Consider the following 19,813-nt stretch of genomic DNA (forward strand, 5'->3'; position numbering starts at 1 on the left):
CAATAGAACCTGATCCATATGCATAGTAACAGCCCTTCAAGATGTACACCACCTGAGATACTGGCACCTGCCGGAGACCCTGAAGCCCTGAAAGCCTCAATAAAAGGAGGAGCTAATGCAGTTTATCTGGGTGTAGGCGAGTTCAATGCAAGACAGGGTGCAAAGAATTTCTCAATCAGTGAACTCAGGGAGAACATAGAGTTAGCACATTCATACGGTGTCAAGGTATTCCTGGCACTGAACATACCACTCAAACAGAATGAGGTTCAGGATGCCATTGACATAGTTCACAAGGCATATGCTTACAATATAGATGCCATCATACTGGAAGACCTCGGTCTTTTCTTTTTATTGAAAGAGCATTTCCCGGACCTTCCGCTACATGCAAGCACCCAGATGACCATACACAACCCACAGGGTGTTGCCTTCATGGAAGATGCAGGTGCTTCAAGGGTCATTCTTTCAAGGGAACTTACAACGGAACAGGTAAAGAGCATCATCGACCAGACATCCGTTGAGATAGAGATATTCGTCCACGGTGCACTTTGTTACTCATTCTCAGGAAGATGCCTGTTCAGTACAGCCATAACCGACAGAAGTGCGAACAGGGGAGCATGCTTCCAGCCATGCAGACGACCATTTAAGATGTCAGTGGATGGGCAGATAATAGACAGTGAACTTGTCGGTGACTATCCCATCAGTTGTGCAGAACTCTGCACCTTCCCCGGACTTGAAGAGATCATAAGGAGCGGTGTCAAAAGCCTGAAGATCGAAGGAAGGATGAAAAAGCCCGAATATGTGACTGCCAGTGCCAGAACCTATCGTACTGTTGCGGAAAGGATATGCGATACAGGAGAGAACTTCAGTGCAGAAGAACTGGAGGAAATGGAAACCGAACTGGCAAAACTGTTCTACAGGGGATTCACACGAGGTTTCGTACTTGGTAAAGACGATGTCACCCAGCGGAAATACAGTGCTAATTATGGTGCCTATCTCGGTACCGTATCCGGTATAACTAAGTCAGAGGATGAAGGCAGACTCACCATCACCCCTCTTGAGGATATTAAACCCAATGACGGGATCAGCATAAACACGAAGATAAGGATGATAGGATGCCGTATCGACGGAGTTCTTGTTGATGGAAAGCCGGTGGATGTGGCAAAGAAAGGAGAAGAGGCCACCCTTCTGATAAGTCCCAAGACCAGTAAGTCGATCAGGAAAGGTGATGAGGTCTATGTATCCACCGACCCGCAGTTGTTGCAGAGCCTGCAGGATACCGAGCTCTATACCACACCCCTGAAGATAACTCTCCATGCAAGGATAGGAGAGAAACTCAGGGTATCTGTAAAGAGCAGGGACATGGAAACAGAGTCCATAAGCGATTATGAAGTACAGGAAGCAAAAAAAGCACCAACCGACAGGGAACAGATAATAACTTCTCTTGCGAAGCTCGGTGATACTACATTCCACGCAGAGGATATAGTCCTTGATATTGATGATAATATATTCATTCCCCTTGGAGCACTCTCCGGGACCAGAAGGGAAGCTGTGGATGAGCTTTTCAATTCCAGATTCCAGTCACAGGGTCGCAACCGTGCATGTCCTGATGTGTCCACCGGATACAATAGGAAAAAAGGCAATTTGGATTCAGGGAACAACATACCACTTTTGAGTGTAGAGGTATCTGATATCGACTCCGTTATCGTTGCATCAAAATCAGGTGCTGATATAATCTATGCACCGATCGGTCTTTTCAGCGAGATGATGAACGAGGACAATATTCTCAGGGTCAATGGACTGAAAGAGAAGGATATCGAACTTGTCCTTATCACACCACCCATAAGTTTTGAAGAGGAAATGCCTGCGATAAAGGAACTGATGCAACAGGTGGTAGATGCAGGTTTCAGTCTTTCCTGTTCGAACTACGGAACCGTAAGGCTGGCAAACGAACTGAATGCACCCTTCGTTGCCCAGAAGGAGTTCAATCCCTTCAATGCATACACAGTGAACGCTTTCGGGACATCCGGTGCCTATCGCGTCACACTTTCAACTGAACTGAACCTGGAAGAGATCAAGGATGCCTGTGTTGCAAGTGATCCGAAGGTACAGACAGAGATCATTGCCTATGGGCGTGAACTCCTGCTTGTGACAAAGAACGATCTCCTGAAGCCTCTGATCGATGACGGTACTATCAAAGAGGACAGTGAGGTCTTGCTCATTGATAATACCAAAGGCTCATTCCCTGTAAGAAGAGAGAATGAACGTACCCTTATCTACAATTCCACTGTGCTCAATATGCTTGAGGACATTGACAAAATATGCGACTCTGGTGCAGACGTCCTGAGACTGGACCTGTCCCTTTACAACAGCAGAGATGATATCAAGGACATCACGCGTAATTTCAGAAAAGCCCTTGAAGGCAAACAGATAAAGCTGAAGTCCTCACGAGATGAGGAATATGACCAGGGACATTATTTCAAAGGCGTCCTGTAAACTACAGAATGCGATCACAGAACGCTTACGGTCATTGATATTTATAGGTAAAAAAACGAAAGGTGATAATATGGCAAGAGAACTTTCCCCCAGAGATATAGAAGTATTGAAGAAGGTAGCTCCCGAATGTGCAGGACTTGAGTGTGCAGGGTCAAAAGCGCCCTACAGGTCCATACTTCCACCACTCTCCAACCACTTTGCAAAAAGTGAAGAGGATTTCAGGGAACGTATCTCCGCACTCGATGACGATGACCTTGATTACCTGTTGTCACTTATAAAGACCGGAGAGGAAAGTCTTGGTTGCATACCTCCGCACTATATGACAGTCTTCCTTGAATTCATCAGTGAGAAGGTCAGTGAACAGAGTGCAAAAGAGATCATGGACATATATATGGAACTGCAGGAATGTAAGACCGGCAATTCACCGATCTCATTTATCTGAGCTCAACGCTAGTTTTATATAATCTCCTGTTCATCTGAATAGTATATTATAAAAAAGATTTTATAAATTGTTGCAAGGTCAGTTCAATGATCGGTCCCCTCCGGGAAATACTGATCGTGAACGATCCTTTTTTGAAAAGATACCAGAAGTTGCAATGCGGAATATGACGGGGAGTGATAAGTTGTCTGAAAGACCGGCACAGGAATTTGCAAAGGAAGATGGTCCGATCTTTGCTTCAATTGTCAAAAATAGTCCTGATATCTGTGTTGTGAAAGACCTTCAGCTTCGGGTCATAATTGCTAACATGTCTTTTGCCAGAGCTATAGGTGTGAATTCTGTAGAAGAACTTATTGGAAAGACCAATGAGGAACTTTTTGTTGACCCCCATAATTCAGAACTTTCAAAAAGCCATCTGAAGAACGAACTCAAGGCACTAAGACTGAAGCCGGAAGAGTATATTGAATCCGAGGAAACGCTAATCTACCCGGATGGGAAAAAGCATGTTCTTTCTGCCCGAAGGTTCCCGATATTCGATCATGATGGAACACTGATGGGTACAGCGAACATATCCAATGATGTCACTTCCCTTAAGGAGGCTGAAGAGGAACTTCACCAGATGGAAGATTGCCTGAAAAGACTTGCTGATATCATGCACACAAGTCCTGATGCGATCAGTGAATTAAAGGATGCGGGCCTTGCAGATCTGGTGAATAGATGGCTGGACCCAGCCCGGACAACAAGCGATGGTAACAATAGTATCAAAAAGGAACTGGACATCCCGAACGACCCACACATCCTTGACAAAAAGGACCTGATGGAAAGGCTCGATAACGAAGATGTTCGTAACCGTATTATCTCGATCTTCCTGAATGATGCCCCCGGACAATTTGCCAAACTGAAAGGACATCTTGAGAAAGGTGAAATGCAGAAGGTCATGGAGTATGCCCACAAGATAAAAGGTGCATCTGCAAACATCTCGGGAATCGCCCTGAGCAGAATTGCAGGTGAGATCGAACAGTCAGCTAAGTTGGATAACTTTGATGATGTTATGTCTATGATACCGGAACTGGAAAAACAATATTATCTGCTGGAGACCGTCCTTAAAGATCTCTGATCCTTATACAGATACTATTTTCATCTCCATTCAATGGAATACAATTATCGGGCAACAAGGGATATCTGAATTTATCATTTTGATGCCAGGATCGAGGCTATTTTTGTCCCTCATAAGGAAGAAATTGAAAAGCTTTAGGTAGCATCTTTCAATGCATATACTAATAAGTAGCAGTTAACACTTTATTTCAGAATTGTTTGTGCTAACATACATATTTTTATGATATTGTTTAAGTGTTAATTCGAATTTTAACTAATTTTTGAGAAGGCAATCTTAAATAATTTATTTAATACTTAACAATGTGAATGTCAAAAATAAATATCTGTTCACATTGTTAATAAATAAATATATATATTATATTTTTAGGATTATTTAATTATAGCATTGATGCTTTTGAAGAGAGTGCTCCAAAGTGTATCTTTGTGCTACAAAGATTATGATTATTATTAAACAATAGACGGGGTTTATGCAATATGTTCAATAAAGACTGGAAACTCAATTCAGAGATAACAGAAGTTATAAGCAGCTTTATGGAAGGGAACCATGATCCAAGGATCAGGACCCAATCAAAACAGCAGGATCAAAGAACTGCAGATAGTATCAATCTTTTACTTGACGAATTTGCGAATTTAAAGAGCGAACTGGCTACAAAGAAGAACACCGGTGAAGAAATGAATTGTTCGCTCATCCTGAGTGAGGTATCCGCACTTGTTGAAGCAGCCACTGAAGGACGTCTTGATTCAAGGATACAGACCGAATCTTTTACCGGTGAGTCAAAAAAGATGTTCGAACTGCTCAATGAGCTTCTGGATACGATAATAGGACCACTGAATGTCTCTGCTGAATATATCGACCGTATTTCAAAAGGTGATATTCCCGAGAAGATAACGGATGAGTATAAAGGGGATTTCAATGAGATAAAGAACAACCTCAACCAGTGTATAGATGCGGTGAATGCACTTGTAGAGGACTCATTGATGCTATCAGAAGCAGGAGTGGCAGGTCAGCTTGACACAAGGGCAGATGCAGAAAAGCACAATGGGGATTTCAGAAGGGTTGTGGAAGGGGTCAACGACTGTCTGGACGCAGTGATAGGACCATTGAATGTAACGGCAGAATATGTGGACCGAATATCTAAAGGTGATATCCCGGAGAAGATAACAGATGATTACAACGGGGATTTCAACGAGATAAAGAACAACCTCAACCAGTGCATAGATGCAGTGAATGCACTTGTAGAGGACTCGTTGATGTTATCAGAGGCAGGGGTGGCAGGTCAGCTTGACACAAGAGCAGATACAGCAAAACACGCCGGTGATTTCAGAAGGGTTGTGGATGGGGTTAACGGTTGTCTGGATGCAGTGATAGGACCCCTGAACGTAACGGCAGAATATGTGGACCGAATATCAAAGGGTGACATCCCGGAGAAGATAACAGATGATTACAACGGGGATTTCAACGAGATAAAGAACAACCTCAACCAGTGCATAGATGCGGTAAATGCACTTGTAGAGGATTCCCTGATGTTATCTGAAGCAGGAGTGGCAGGATTACTTGACACAAGAGCAGATGCAGCAAAACACAGTGGAGATTTCAGAAGGGTTGTGGAAGGGGTGAACGACTGTCTGGATGCAGTGATAGGACCCCTGAACGTAACGGCAGAATATGTGGACCGTATCTCTAAAGGTGACATTCCTGAAAAGATAACAGATGATTACAACGGGGATTTCAATGAGATCAAGAACAATCTCAATCAGTGTATCGATTCCCTGAATGCCCTCCTTGGAGAGACAGACAATCTTATAGATGCAGCAGTTGCAGGAAAACTTGCAACCAGAGGTGATGCAGGGATGTTCAACGGTAAATTTGCCGACCTTGTTTCCAATATCAACCTTGTCATCGACACCCTGGTAGGTCATATAGACCAGATCCCTGCTCCTTTCATGATAATCGACAACGACTTCAGTATCGCTTATATGAACAGAACAGGTGCCTCTGTTATCGGCAAGGAACCTGTGGAACTGATCGGCCAGAAATGTTACGATAATTTCAGGACATCCGACTGTAATACGGACAAATGTGCCTGCGGAAGAGCAATGAAGACCGGCAGAAGTGAATCCAGTGAGACCGATGCCCATCCCGGAGGCAAGGACCTTGTGATCGAGTACAATGGTGTTCCTATCAGGAACAGGAGTGGAGAGATAATCGGAGCACTTGAGATTGTAATGGATAAGACCGCAGAAAAAACAGCTCTGGAAGAAGCAGGCATAAAGGCAGACTACCTTGAGAAGGTGCCTACACCTGTAATGGTAGTTGACAAAGATTTCAATATCCAGTTCATGAATGGCGTTGGAGCAGCAGCTGTAGGAAGCACGCCTGAAGGATGTGTGGGTCAGAAATGTTTTGACCTGTTCAATACGGGACATTGTAATACGGAAAACTGCCAGGTTGCAAAGGCAATGAAGACAGATTCGATCTGTACGAATGATACTATCGCTAAACTGCCTTCCGGGGAACTTCCTATCAGATACTCGGGTGCTCCTCTGAAGAATGAGGATGGAGAGATCATTGGTGGTCTGGAATATGTCCTTGATATCAGTAAGGAAATGGAGATCACAAAGGGAGTGCATGATCTTGTAGAGGCTGCAATTGCAGGCAGGCTGGATGAACGTGCAGATGCAAGCAGCTTTGAAGGCAACTACAGGCAGATCATAGAAGGCGTGAATGCAACTCTGGATTCTGTCATAGGCCCTCTTAATGTGGCTGCTGAATACATAGACCGCATATCGAAAGGTGACATACCCGAGAAGATCGCTGATGAATATCAGGGAGATTTCAATGAGATAAAGAACAATATCAACCAGTGCATCGATGCGGTGGACCTGCTTGTAAATGATGCGGTGATGCTTGCCAATGCAGGTATTGAAGGAAAGCTCTCAACACGTGCCGACACAGAGAAACATAGTGGTGACTTCAGAAAGATAGTTGAAGGTGTGAACAATTGCCTTGATGCCATAGTTACACCAATAGAAGAGACTTCGAGGGTTATTGAAGAATACTCTTCAGGCAATCTTCACACAAGAGTTGAAATTGAGACCAGAGGCGATCTCAGGAAACTGGCAGATACACTTAATGGCTTCGGCCAGGAACTGCAGGCGATCATTTCGGATTCAAATGCCGTGCTTGATGCAATTGCAAACAATGACCTTACCTGCCACTCCCGGATACAGGGAGCTGGTGAGTTCAGGAAATTCACCGATGGTGTTGAGAATTGTCGCAGGTCCCTGAACGATATAGTCTCAACTGTAATGAAAGATGCACAGAACATTGCTGCAACTGCAGAGCAGATGTCAGGTTCATCAGCCGAGATAGCTACTTCTGCCAATGAGGTCTCAGCTACCGTTGAAGAGATATCCAGAGGAGCACAGGTTCAATCCTCCAAGTCAGAAGAGGTTGCAAGGACAATGGTCGATATGACACAATCGGTCCAGGAAGTGGCAGCTAATTCACAGAGGACAGCAGAGAGCTCTATTGCCTCAAATGAGCTGATACAGAACCTGGGGACTGTAGCCCAGAGTCTCCAGCAAAAGATGAACGGCATAAAAAGTGCATCTGAGGAATCATCACAGCACATAAATGATCTTGCAGAGAAATCCAACCAGATCGGAGAGATCGTTCAACTTATCACAAATATAGCTGACCAGACAAACCTGCTTGCACTCAATGCTGCCATAGAGGCTGCAAGGGCAGGAGAACACGGACGTGGTTTTGCTGTTGTTGCAGATGAGGTCAGGAAACTTGCTGAGGATTCAGGAAATGCAGCAAAGCAGATCGCAACGCTCATTCATGCAATGCAGGAAGGTACTACCAATGCGGTCAGTTCAATGGAACAGGCCAGTTCAGAGGTAGCAACAGGTGCCCAGTCCCTTGATGAGGCCGTAGGTTCGATCGACAGTGTTGTAGAATCCGGGAACACTATCGTTAAAATGGTCCAGGAGATCGCTGCTGCTGCTGAACAGCAATCCGCCTCAATACAGGAGGTCACAGCCTCTATCGAAGAGGTATCCTCCATATCCGAGGAATCTGCTGCAGGTACAGAGGAAGCTTCTGCAGCCGTTGAACAGCAGACAGCATCCATGCAGGAATTGACGGCTTCAGCACAGCAACTGGCAGATGTTGCATCAGAAATGCGCTCTGTTGTTTCTAAATTCAGGATAGACAATGGGAGTAGTGCATCAAGATCATCCCAGATATCAGCTTCCGAAGATGAGATGACAGAGAAAAAGATGCAATATGGTACGTTAATTGTCTGAACCTTACATATTGGATATTCCGGATGTTAGATATCCCGGATATACGACCTCCCGTAAAAATGAAAAACTAGATGTTGCTGAGCTTTTCGTGAAGCTCAGCCATTCCTTTCAATGTGAGATATCCTTTTTTTGTCATCATATAATCCCCGCGTTCGGTCCTCTGTAGTATCATCCCCGTATCCAGCAATTTCTGGATATGGAAGAGAAGGTTCCCTCCACGCAGGCCTGTTATCTTTGAAAGCTCTGAAAAGCTCCGGGTATCAGAGTGCAGCGACCTCATGATCGCAAGACGCTGTTTATTGGCAAACGGTTCACAGACATCGGTGACAACGTCGTCTGAAATATCATTGATATCAATATCATGATCACTGCAGACTTCTTCCTTTGGAGTGTTGAAAGAACGTATCAGCCCCATCTGTTTATCGAAGATCCTTGAAGCTGTCTGAACGCATCCATCGCAATTATCCGTGATCGCAAAACCTTTCAGTTCATCGAACCTTTCACTGAAATTATCCAGGGCCTCTTCGGTTACCCTGTCCTCAAGAAGCAGTAGTGCCATCTCATGAAGAAGATCGGAAAAAGCAGGTTTGCAGATGTCCTTATTTTCACAGTCGATACAGAAGCCTTCGTCAAATGACTCTTTTGTGTCCTTGAGCATGTAGTTCAATATGGGACGAGAGAGATCACCTTTCATTTCCATGAACATGGCATCCTCGCGGTGGTGATTTGAGCGTTCCAGTGCTTTGTTAACATCTATTTTGAGCGATATTATCTCCGACCTGAGGTTCCTGAACTCCTGAAAGAATACTTCTTCAAGGCCATCTTTGCTGTTATGTGTGTTTTTGCTTATTTCGCTGCTCAGACAGATCATCCCTTTTTCGTTCTTTGGTCCTTACATTAAACGGTACATTATTATTGTGTTTAACTATATTAATCTATACCAAAAACCATGATCTGTTCTTTTGATCGATTACAACACAATCAAACATGATATATAGAAAAAAGTTATACGATGTAAGAAGGCTATACAGCAATTACTTTTAAGAAATGAAAAAGGAAGAGACAACTTGATCTGCTCGATACTGGATAATGATCTTTATAAATTGACAATGCAGATGGCAGTCCTTGAGCTATTTCCGGAGGCATCTGCGGAATACAGGTTCACCAATAGAGGGAAGCAACGTTTCACGCAGGCGTTCGTTGGTGAACTGAGAAGGATCATTGATGAGGATATCAGCCGTCTCAGCCTTACTGAGGATGAATACACATGGCTCAGAGCTGAATGTCCGTATTTCAAACCCAGCTATGTCGAGTACCTTAAGAATTATCGTTTCGACCCTTCTGAAGTGACTGTAGGACTGAATGAGGAGTCAGATCTCGATCTTACGATACGGGGTCCCTGGCATAGCAGCATCCTCTGGGAGATCGTCCTTATGGCAACTATCTCAGAACTCTATTTTGAGATGATAGAGACAGACTGGAAGGATGAGATCCACGGTGATATACCCGGTTATGACAATCTCCTGAAGGAATACGAGAAGCTCATGATAAGTATCGCAAGAGAACTTGAGCAGAACAACTGTGGATTCTCCGAGTTCGGAACACGCAGAAGAAGAAGTTTTGAGATACAGGACATCACGGTTGGGAAACTGCACAAATGCAAAACGTTCTCTGGTACAAGCAATGTCTACCTTGCAAAGAAATACGGTGTCAGACCAACCGGGACCATCGGTCATGAATGGATAATGGGAACTTCCGCTCTTATCGGATTGCGCAATGCCAATCTTTTTGCACTTGAGAACTGGGCAAATGTTTACAAAGGTAACCTTGGAATAGCCCTTTCAGATACTTTCGGCTCAGAGCCGTTCTTCAGGAACTTCAACCTGAAACTCTCCAAACTGTACGATGGTGTTCGACATGACAGTGGTGACCCTCTGAAGTTCGCTGACAGGGTGATGGAACACTACAGGAAGATGGGGATCGATCCGATGACAAAGGTCGTCATCTTCAGTGATTCACTCTCTGCTGCAGATGCTATCGAGATCAAGGAACAATGCGAAGGCAGGATCAACTGCATCTTTGGAATTGGTACGAGCCTGACAAACAATCATGAGTTCTTCAGATCAAGCCCGCCTCTTAACATGGTGATCAAACTACATAGCATAGATGAGATACCTGTGGTGAAGCTCAGTGATGATGAAGGAAAAGAAACAGGGGATAGTGACGCTATCCGCGTGGCAAACTACATCTTTGGCAGGAAAGGACTCGATGAATGATATTATCCGACCTCATCAAAGATACGGGGTCAGTTTTGACATTAAGCCAAGAGAGACCATTAAGGACAAATAGACCAGAAACAATGCAAATCCTTTCTTGAGTTCGAGATAAGTGCTATGATTCATATATTTCCCCAATACAATAAAGGACCTGGTCCTATAAATACATTCTTAATTATTGGGGCATAAATATAGAATAATTTTGCGAAGATGATTCTTTTTCACGTTGTTAACAAAGAATATCGTTATCCTTTGCGCTATTGTATACATGAAAAACATAGAATTATAAAAAAGACCGGGGTATTTAGCTCCATAATGACAATAACCCCTCAACAAACATGATCCCAATCCATGCTCATACTCCACTTCAAACATGAGACCAGAATACGGATGCAGATGTGCCTAATTCATAGACAATATCTGAGGGGATGACAGATGAAACGAAATATCCGTGATTCAGGTCTCTGTTGTTATCGTTTTTATTTTACATGTTTGTTGAGTATGAAATAGTACTTTTGTATACTATTTAAATATATCTACATGTGAATATATCATCATTATGATGAACTCTCCTATAAAACCGAGGATGATCTTTGATTTAAAAGTAATCCCGGAATTTTAATTAAATTCACATACTCCAGTAGTAGGAAATGTACTTCTTAGATGACAATACTTATATGTTTGTATTGCTATTGGAATAACTGGCATCCCTGCAACCCCTACAATTCCCGTAATATATGCAGAAAACTGCTAAAAAAACAATCAGAGGAAATGATATGAAAAAAATAGACGAAACAATGAGTATATACCAGATCATAAATGAATATCCATTTCTACTGAAAATATTCAAGCAGCACGGCATGGGTAAGTTCGAGAACAAGGATGTTCTTGACCAGCTTGGTCCTTTGCTCAAACTGAGAACCGCACTTTCAATGGTAGCAGTGAACAAGGATTCCTTTATCGAGCTTCTGAACCAGGCCATTGCGGACAATGAAGCAAATGGAGACTTCACCCTTGCAGATTCCCCTGAAAGACAGAAAGAGCTGACCCTGCTTGCCCTATTACCATGCGGGATGAAGATGCCTTTCAACAGGGCTCTCAATGAATTCTCCACCGAGTACAGCAAAGAGACAGGAAATGTACTGCATTCCCTTGTAGAAGGTAATGTGAACCATGAGATATCCTATTATGCGTATATGGATTCCGTCACCTCGGTTGAAGAACTGCCTGATATTATCATCAGTTCCGACATCAACAGTTTCTATCACAAACCATTCCAGGAGAATTTCCTCAATTATGAATATTTCACGGACCTTGGTGCCTCACCAATGAACAGTGACTTTGAGTCAATAGGTTTTGCAGACCCGCGAGGTCAGTTCACAATGCTCTCCGGAAATCTCCTTGTCCTTGTCACCATAGATGAGCTCATGGACGGACAGGTCACACCTACTTCATGGGAAGATGTACTGAAAGAGGATTTCCGTAACAAAGTGATCATGCGTGGACAGAACGGCTTCTTCTGTAATGGCGTACTGATACCCTTCTACCAGTTATACGGAATGGATGGTATCAAGAAGCTTGCTTCATCCGTGTATGCCGGGTCCCATCCTTCCGAGATGGTGAAGATGATCGACAGCAGGAAGGATGATGTCCCTCCAATGTACATAATGCCTCATTTCTTCGCCATGAAGATCAAGGATAAGTCCAGAGTAACTATTACCGTACCAAAAGAAGGTGCAATTGTAAGTCCGGTGCAGATGCTGGTAAAAAAGGAGGCTACCGAGAGAGTGAAGGGAATAACTGATTTCCTTTGTGGAAAGAAGTTCGGCGAGATATCAGCCAGAGCCTTCTTCCCCACAACCCATCCTGATGTACAGAACAAACTGGAGGACGTGGACTCGCTCTACTGGCTGGGCTGGGACTTCCTGCTGGACACTGATATCGGTGCTCTCAAGAAGGAGATAGCAGAGGTGTTCAACAAGCAGTTCATGATAACCGGAGGTGTCGTTTGAGGCTTGTTACCGTAGCAGGCCCACCGTCATCGGGAAAGACCAGCATAATCATCAGGACCATTGAGGAACTCAGGAGCAAGGGTCATACCGTAGGTGTTGTGAAGTTCGACTGCCTGTCCTCGCAGGATGAGGAAATGTATTCAGCTCACAATATACCTGTCAGGACCGGACTATCCGGAGGACTATGTCCCGACCATTTCTTTGTAAGTAATATAGAAGAGGCCCTGAAATGGGCAGAGGAACGGAATTTCGACTACCTTATCACAGAGAGTGCCGGTCTTTGCAACCGCTGTTCCCCGCACATCAAGGATGTACTCGCTATATGTGTTATCGATAACCTCAGCGGTGTCAACACACCCAGGAAGATCGGTCCGATGCTTAAACTTGCAGACATTGTAGTAATCACGAAAGGGGATATCGTCTCTCAGGCGGAACGCGAGGTTTTCGCATACCGTGTCAGGCAGGTCAACCCCGGCGGAATGATCGTGAATATCAACGGAGTTACAGGACAGGGGAGTTTCTATCTTGCAAAGTTCGTGGAGAAAAGCTCTGCTGTGGACACACTTCAGGGAGCAACACTTAGATTCACCATGCCCGGAGCCCTGTGTTCGTATTGCCTTGGTGAGAGGAAGATAGGTGATGACAGACAGATAGGCGTTTCAAAGCTTGTGAACTTCAGAGGAGATGATTGATTGCGCAAAGAAATGCTTCATATGACCATAGGTGAGCTTATGGAAATGATGCCATGGATCGAGGATTATCTCTCATCGTTCTCCATGGACACCGAACAGTTCGGCAATATCAGACTGGAAGAACTTGAAGTAACTCCGGGAGAGGAATTCTTCGAGGAGAAAGGAAGCGACTATCATGCTTTCATAGACGGTCTCTTCATGTTCATAGAGCAGGTCAAAGCCCTTCAGCAGGAAAGCGTCTTCACGGTGGAATGCCTGACCATACTTCCCGGAAAGGACAAGAATGGCGATAAAGAGGTGTTCTCGGTCGAGCTGAAAAAGGGAGAGGTGACTGCGATAGTTGGTCCCACCGGATCTGGCAAATCCCGTCTCCTTGCCGATATAGAATCCCTTGCACAGAATGATACCCCCACCGGACGCAGCATAATGGTCGATGGTCGCTTCCCGGATGATGAGGAACGATTCTCCACCGAGGGACGCTTTATAGCACAGCTCTCACAGAACATGAACTTCGTCATGGATCTCAGTGTAGAGGATTTCCTGACACTTCACGCCGAGAGTCGTATGGTGGATGAGATATCCCACATAGTCCGAAAGATATACGATACAGCGAATGTCCTTGCAGGTGAGCCTTTCAGCAGGGAGACCCCTGTAACACAACTTTCAGGAGGACAGTCAAGAGCCCTGATGATCGCAGACACAGCACTCCTGAGCCCCGCATCAGTTGTCCTGATAGACGAAATAGAGAACGCTGGTGTCGACAAGGTAAGGTCTCTGGAACTCCTGGTAAGCAATAACAAGATAGTCCTCATCAGTACCCACGACCCTCTCCTGGCCCTCTCCGCAGACCAGCGAATTGTCATTAAGAACGGCGGTATATCAAAGCTCATGAAGACCACAGATGATGAGAAAAAGCATCTGGAAAGTCTTGAGAAGATAGACAGGAAGATCACACAGCTCAGGGATCAGTTAAGAACCGGGGAAGAGATCGATCTGAGCGAACTGCTGGTATAAATTGATTCATTGTACCGATATCATGTCAGTTACCTCTTAAATAGAAAGAAGAAGATATTGTAAATTGGGAGTGTATAACATATGACATATAAGTTAGCGTGTAAAGATACAGGAGTTAGTTGTCCTTTTGTTGCTCAGGGAGAGACCATTGATGAAATGATGGAAGTTGCTGTAAAGCATGCAAAAGAAGAACATGGCTATACTGATGAACAGATAAATGATCCTGAAACCCAAAAAATGATCAAAGCGGCGATTAAGCAAGAGTAAGATCGAATACAAACTTTTTTAATCTTTTTTTTGGCTCCTTTTTTACCCCTTAACAGTCATTTAATTTCATCTGAAATATTACCCTTTGGATATTTAAGAGGATACAAATTAAATAATTCCAGACCATTCAGGGTCAACATGGCAAAAAAGAAGAAAGATACAGATGAATTCGAATTACCCGATGATCAAAAAAAAGCCCTTGATGATTGGATAATGGCAAATATACTGCCACAAAGAACACCAGAGAAACCTTACGCCAGTTATGCGCTTAAACTTCTTTTCGAGGAATCACCAGATGGTTTCTTCATCACAAATCCACAGTTTAAAGAAGCCATGCTAAGATGTGGATTTTCACCCGTAAATAAAAATAAACTGAATTGGGATTTCCGGGTTTCCATAACATCTCCAGAGTCGAAATGATCGAAAATTATGGATCAGACAGATATTGAACCAGCTTATCTCATTGTCCATAATAAAGAGATCTTCTTTTAATGGAGAGTTTTTGGAGATAGGAACAACTTTAACAGACCTAAGTACCCGGCAAAGCTGGCACACTCCGAAAAGATGAAGTAAAAGTATTCATGGTCCTGAGTAAAGATCAATATCCCTTTTTAGATCAACCAGATAGATATATATGTAACATCCTTGCATACTAGGTTTGTTCAAATATTTTTGAAACATCTTTCTGTAGGGAAGTACATGGACACTAAAAACAAAGATATCTGCGATTCATCGGACACAAAAGCAGATACATCCCAGTTCATCACAATGATAGGTCTTGGTGATAGCCCTGCACCTGAGATACATGAGACCACAGGCACTCTCACGTTCAGTGACCATCTGGACCACTTCCTTGCAAGATGGGGGTTCAGACGCTCAGAGCACATAGTAGAACCCGGTATCTACAAACTCGGTGATCCGGACCCTGATTCTCCGGTCTTCGTCTCAGCCAACTACACCCTCAGTTTCGATGCGCTCCGCAGTTCACTTGCAGGTATCGACTGCTATATCCTTGTCATAGACACGAAAGGCATCAACGTCTGGTGTGCTGCCGGAAAAGGAACATTCGGGACCGACGAGATAGTCTGGCGTATCAAATGGTCAGGACTTGATAAGGTAGTGAACCATAGTAATCTGATATTGCCACAGCTCGGTGCTCCCGGTGTATCTGCACATGAGGTAAAACGTCGTTCGGGATTCAAGGTGGAATACGGGCCTGTCCGTGCAAAGGACCTGCCTGAATATCTCAGGAACCATACTGCAACACCTGAAATGAGAAAGGTCAGGTTCACCTTTTGGGACAGACTGGTGCTGACACCCATAGAATTCGTCCATGTGGTAAAACCAACACTGGTGGCTGCCATTTTACTTTACCTGCTGTCCGGTCCCTTTGCAGCGTTCGCTGCGGTGGCCACAGCATTCTCAGGAACAGTACTGTTCCCTGTCCTCCTTCCATTCCTGCCTGCCCATGACCTCAGTGTCAAAGGGATCATCCTTGGATGGCTCACAGCGCTACCATTCGGAATAGTCCTTGCAGCCAACACACAACTGCCACTTTGGGAAGAGATCCTTGCACTGATATCCCTGTTCCTTATAATTCCGGCAGTTATAGGATTCCTTGCACTGAACTTCACAGGTTGCACTACCTATACGTCCAGAACCGGGGTGAAGAAAGAGATATTCAGGTATGTACCATATATGGCACTGAAAGCAGGTACTGGAACACTCTGCCTTGTAATTATTGGAGCCAGCCGTTTAATGGGGATGATCTGATGTTCAATTCATACAAAGAGAATACACTTCAATACTATCCTGAGAAATGCATCAACTGTCTCATGTGTACAAAAGTCTGCCCTCACGGGGTTTTCACTGAAGGGGAAAAAGGAAAGGGACATGTGGAACTCACAAGGCCAGAAAAATGCATGGAATGCGGAGCATGTGCCGGTAACTGTCCAGTAGAGGCTATCGAGGTCGAGAGTGGTGTAGGTTGTGCATGGGCTATGATCGGTGCAGCACTCAAAGGCAAGGATATGGATAGTGATGCAGTCTGCTGCGGAGAGGATGGATGTTGTCAGTGAGGATCTGCAGGAACAGGACTTTAAATAATCCCAATGACCGAATATTGCAAAAGAAAAGCAGTATCATGCACAATCCTTTTATACGAACAGACCTATGATAGAGTGCTTTAAAATAGGATTGTTTTGCTAAACGTACAGGCATTAATGGCATTTACTTAAATTGTAGATTACTATTTTGCATTATGTTTTCAGCTTACTCAGTATTTTAAGCTTAAATTAAAAGGACGTATATTTAAAATGTTTAACAGAGAAGAATCCACAGCGCCAGTAGATGCCGGCGAGACATACGATGTAACAATTGAAGATATCGCAAGAGAAGGCGACGGAATTGCAAGAGTAAGCGGTTTCGTAATTTTCGTCCCAGGCACATCCGTAGGCGACGAAGTAACCATCAAAGTAACAAAGGTTCTCAGAAAGTTCGCATTCGGTGAAGTAGCTGACTAAGCACTTCACTTTTGTTGAAGTATCCAATGATACTTCAGCATTTTTTCAATATATCTTATTCAACTAACGTATTTTAATATCTTTTTTATCACATCAACTTCTTTCTTCCCGAATCCATTCTTTCTATTCTCAGATATGTTCAGGACATATCACTTCAGAATATAATCGTCCATGACCTCTGGTCAGGAAAAGAGAAGAATTGCAGAATTAGAAATAAAAATTAAATTACGATACAATGCAAGATCATGATGAAAAATTGAAGTGTAAAAACAAAAAACGGAATGGCACCTCAGAAAAGATGAATAAATAAATTCATCTTATCTACTTGAGGTAACCCTTCTTTTCCAGCCAGTTGACCTGAGGACGGGTGTACTTCCAGATCACATCAGCCTTCTCATCCTGGATCTCCCAGGGGGTTGCTATAACGATGTCACCTTCACGTACCCACATTCTCTTCTTCTTGGAACCAGGGATACGACCCATACGGACAACACCGTCCATACACTGTAATCTTACCCTGTTAGCTCCGAGTAAGCTGGAAACTGTTGCCAGTACCTCACCATTCTCTTTACGCGGGGTCCTTACCCTGACGACCTCACCCTCAGGGTTTCCTCCACTTGCGTTACTCTTCCTTTTATTACTTCTATAATTAGCCAGATTAATTCCTCTATGTGTGAACTTTTTATTCCTGTCCTATTCAAAAGGATAATCATAAGAAATGCAACTGACAGATGATCAGAAGCAAGAATATCCTGTCCGATAGAACATATCATGCCATTCTAATTGCTGAAAAATAAGTTATTTTTGCAGCATCTACATGGGCATTGTCCTTTCTTTATATGATAGATCCAAAGTATATAATATGTATCATATGTTTATAAGAAAACAGCAGATGACACCTGCATATTTTCTTATAATTCCTTTTGTCTGCTTATATTCCCGTTATTGCACCATCTTAGTGCATCACTTCTTGTCAGCGAGCATTATCTTGACAAGACCCGCAGCAACATCCATTGATGTGCAGTCCTCATCAAGCATCTGCTCCACCCAGTGGATATACTTACCAAGATGACCTTCATCAATAGTATCTTTCACTTTCTTTGCGAGCATATTGGCCTTGAAGTCCTCGGCATCGCTCCTGGTAGGTATCTTGCGGCACTGGATCTTTGTCTTGGTGTACTTCTGGATGCTCTTGATCTTATAGATCTCCTTCGGGGTGACAAAGGTGAATGCCATTCCCTGCCTTCCTGCACGTCCCGTCCTGCCGATCCTGTGGACATATGATTCCTCATCCTGTGGCATATCCAGGTTAAATACTACCTCGATATTCTCCACATCGATACCACGGGCTGCCACATCTGTAGCCACAAGGGTCTCTATCTCTCCTTTCCTGAAAGATGCCATTACCTTCTCTCTCTGGTTCTGCTTCATATCACCATGAAGACCATCTGCAAGGTAACCTCTTGTCTTGAGGGTAGCAACAAGCTCATCCACCTTCTTCTTGGTATTACAGAACACAAGGGAAGATTTGACATCATGGATATCGATCATCCTGCAAAGGACATCCGTTTTCATATGATGTTTAACTTCAAAATATGCCTGTTCCATATTCGGAACCGTAACTACCTTGTGGATGGTCTTTACATGCTCAGGATTCTGCTGATATCTCTTCGTGAGCTTCATTATAGGCTTTGGCATGGTAGCAGAGAAAAGAATGGTCTGCCTTTCTTCAGGAGCACTGCTAAGTATACTTTCGATATCCTCCCTGAATCCCATATCAAGCATCTCATCAGCCTCATCCAGAACGATCATTTCAAGACCATCCAGCTTCAATGTTCTGCGCTCGATGTGGTCAAGTACCCTTCCCGGAGTACCGATAACGATCTGAACACCCCTTCTGAGGGCCTTTATCTGTCTATCAATATTCTGTCCACCGTAAACAGGCAGGATCGTGGCCCCTGTATATTTACCAAGTTTACCCATTTCCTCTGCAACCTGGTTTGCAAGTTCCCTTGTAGGACAAAGCACAAGTACCTGGGTCCTCTTGCTTCTGGCATTGACCATTTCAAGAGCTGGTATGCCAAATGATGCGGTCTTACCTGTACCTGTCTGGGCCTGGCCGATAACATCCCTGCCTTCAAGAATAAAAGGGATAGACTTGGACTGAATAGGAGTGGGTTCTTCAAAACCCAGGTCAGTTATTGCTTTTTCTATATTACGTGATAATTGAAGGTCTTTAAAAGTTGATGATTCCATAGTAATAGTTCCTGTGATTATGTGGCCCTGCATGTAAAACATGGGATGAGTGACATCATCATGATCTGTTTCCAATTTGGCCCTCTTTAAGAATAAATGTCCCAAATTGTTTTGGCAAGACAAAACAAAAAAGAGCAGTGCTTTACTAACAGCAACAATGGAGTTAAGTCTGTCGGTGATAAGGAAGAACAGGCTGGCAATTCTGGCGATCAGGACCGGATATCCTGACGATCAGACCGCATAGATGCTATAGATCCCTACAGTTAAATGAGCATATCAGAGCTAATTTATTTATAAAAGGAGAACAGTGGGCTTTATGGGAGTATTTGTCATTACCTGTAGGTTTACAAACAGGATATCCCATGAACATTTGAATGAACCATAGTAAACAATTATGGGAAAATAGGGAGAA

At 43.7% G+C, this 19,813-nt stretch carries 16 protein-coding genes; 13 read left to right on the forward strand and 3 right to left on the reverse strand.

The window, feature by feature from the left end:
- Positions 1–18: 18 nt before the first annotated feature.
- The 4 genes from V7O63_RS09755 to V7O63_RS09770 all read left to right on the forward strand — a co-directional run bounded on the left by V7O63_RS09755 (position 19) and on the right by V7O63_RS09770 (position 8,362).
- The gene (locus tag V7O63_RS09755) at positions 19–2,493 is read left to right on the forward strand and encodes a DUF3656 domain-containing protein (protein WP_340818307.1); all 2,475 of its coding nucleotides are present in this window, start codon (positions 19–21) and stop codon (positions 2,491–2,493) included.
- Between the two features lie 70 nt (positions 2,494–2,563).
- Entirely contained in the window at positions 2,564–2,935 is a 372-nt protein-coding gene (locus V7O63_RS09760) for a hypothetical protein (protein WP_340818308.1), read from the forward strand.
- 181 nt (positions 2,936–3,116) lie between these two features.
- Positions 3,117–4,049, forward strand: a complete 933-nt coding sequence (locus V7O63_RS09765; RefSeq protein WP_340818309.1) for a PAS domain S-box protein — start codon at positions 3,117–3,119, stop codon at positions 4,047–4,049.
- Between the two features lie 473 nt (positions 4,050–4,522).
- Positions 4,523–8,362, forward strand: a complete 3,840-nt coding sequence (locus V7O63_RS09770; RefSeq protein WP_340818310.1) for a methyl-accepting chemotaxis protein — start codon at positions 4,523–4,525, stop codon at positions 8,360–8,362.
- A gap of 67 nt (positions 8,363–8,429) precedes the next feature.
- On the opposite strand, the gene V7O63_RS09775 is transcribed toward V7O63_RS09770, so the two are convergent.
- The gene (locus V7O63_RS09775) at positions 8,430–9,233 is read right to left on the reverse strand and encodes a winged helix-turn-helix domain-containing protein (protein ID WP_340818312.1); all 804 of its coding nucleotides are present in this window, start codon (positions 9,231–9,233) and stop codon (positions 8,430–8,432) included.
- 196 nt (positions 9,234–9,429) lie between these two features.
- Between V7O63_RS09775 and pncB the strand changes: the two genes are divergently transcribed.
- The 9 genes from pncB to V7O63_RS09820 all read left to right on the forward strand — a co-directional run bounded on the left by pncB (position 9,430) and on the right by V7O63_RS09820 (position 17,145).
- Complete coding sequence (gene pncB / locus V7O63_RS09780; RefSeq protein ID WP_340818313.1) at positions 9,430–10,638, forward strand: nicotinate phosphoribosyltransferase; 1,209 nt, start codon at positions 9,430–9,432, stop codon at positions 10,636–10,638.
- Positions 10,639–11,414: 776 nt separating this feature from the next.
- Positions 11,415–12,650 carry an ABC transporter substrate-binding protein gene (locus V7O63_RS09785; RefSeq protein ID WP_340818314.1) on the forward strand — a complete coding sequence of 412 codons (1,236 nt, stop codon included), beginning with the start codon at positions 11,415–11,417 and terminating at the stop codon, positions 12,648–12,650.
- Positions 12,647–13,342 (forward strand): GTP-binding protein, encoded by a 696-nt coding sequence (locus V7O63_RS09790; RefSeq protein ID WP_340818315.1) that lies wholly within the window; start codon positions 12,647–12,649, stop codon positions 13,340–13,342. The genes V7O63_RS09785 and V7O63_RS09790 overlap by 4 nt, the downstream gene beginning before the upstream one ends.
- A complete protein-coding gene (locus V7O63_RS09795; protein WP_340818316.1) occupies positions 13,343–14,356 on the forward strand; it encodes an ABC transporter ATP-binding protein in 1,014 nt (337 codons plus the stop codon).
- Positions 14,357–14,437: 81 nt separating this feature from the next.
- The gene (locus V7O63_RS09800; RefSeq protein ID WP_340818317.1) at positions 14,438–14,623 is read left to right on the forward strand and encodes a DUF1059 domain-containing protein; all 186 of its coding nucleotides are present in this window, start codon (positions 14,438–14,440) and stop codon (positions 14,621–14,623) included.
- A gap of 138 nt (positions 14,624–14,761) precedes the next feature.
- Positions 14,762–15,043 carry a hypothetical protein gene (locus V7O63_RS09805; protein WP_340818319.1) on the forward strand — a complete coding sequence of 94 codons (282 nt, stop codon included), beginning with the start codon at positions 14,762–14,764 and terminating at the stop codon, positions 15,041–15,043.
- A 279-nt stretch (positions 15,044–15,322) separates the two neighbouring features.
- Positions 15,323–16,396: a mercury methylation corrinoid protein HgcA gene (hgcA, locus tag V7O63_RS09810; protein WP_340818320.1), complete on the forward strand. Its 1,074-nt coding sequence runs from the start codon at positions 15,323–15,325 to the stop codon at positions 16,394–16,396.
- Positions 16,396–16,701 (forward strand): mercury methylation ferredoxin HgcB, encoded by a 306-nt coding sequence (hgcB, locus tag V7O63_RS09815; RefSeq protein WP_340818321.1) that lies wholly within the window; start codon positions 16,396–16,398, stop codon positions 16,699–16,701. The genes hgcA and hgcB overlap by 1 nt, the downstream gene beginning before the upstream one ends.
- A gap of 237 nt (positions 16,702–16,938) precedes the next feature.
- Positions 16,939–17,145, forward strand: coding sequence for a TRAM domain-containing protein (locus tag V7O63_RS09820; RefSeq protein WP_340818323.1), 207 nt, complete (start codon positions 16,939–16,941; stop codon positions 17,143–17,145).
- A gap of 321 nt (positions 17,146–17,466) precedes the next feature.
- Here the strand turns inward: V7O63_RS09820 and eif1A are convergent, their stop codons facing one another.
- A complete protein-coding gene (gene eif1A / locus V7O63_RS09825) occupies positions 17,467–17,802 on the reverse strand; it encodes a translation initiation factor eIF-1A (protein WP_340820833.1) in 336 nt (111 codons plus the stop codon).
- Positions 17,803–18,108: 306 nt separating this feature from the next.
- Positions 18,109–19,476 carry a DEAD/DEAH box helicase gene (locus tag V7O63_RS09830; protein ID WP_340818324.1) on the reverse strand — a complete coding sequence of 456 codons (1,368 nt, stop codon included), beginning with the start codon at positions 19,474–19,476 and terminating at the stop codon, positions 18,109–18,111.
- Between the last annotated feature and the right edge of the window lie 337 nt (positions 19,477–19,813).

The organism is Methanolobus sp. WCC4 (genome assembly GCF_038022665.1).
GTDB lineage: Archaea > Halobacteriota > Methanosarcinia > Methanosarcinales > Methanosarcinaceae > Methanolobus.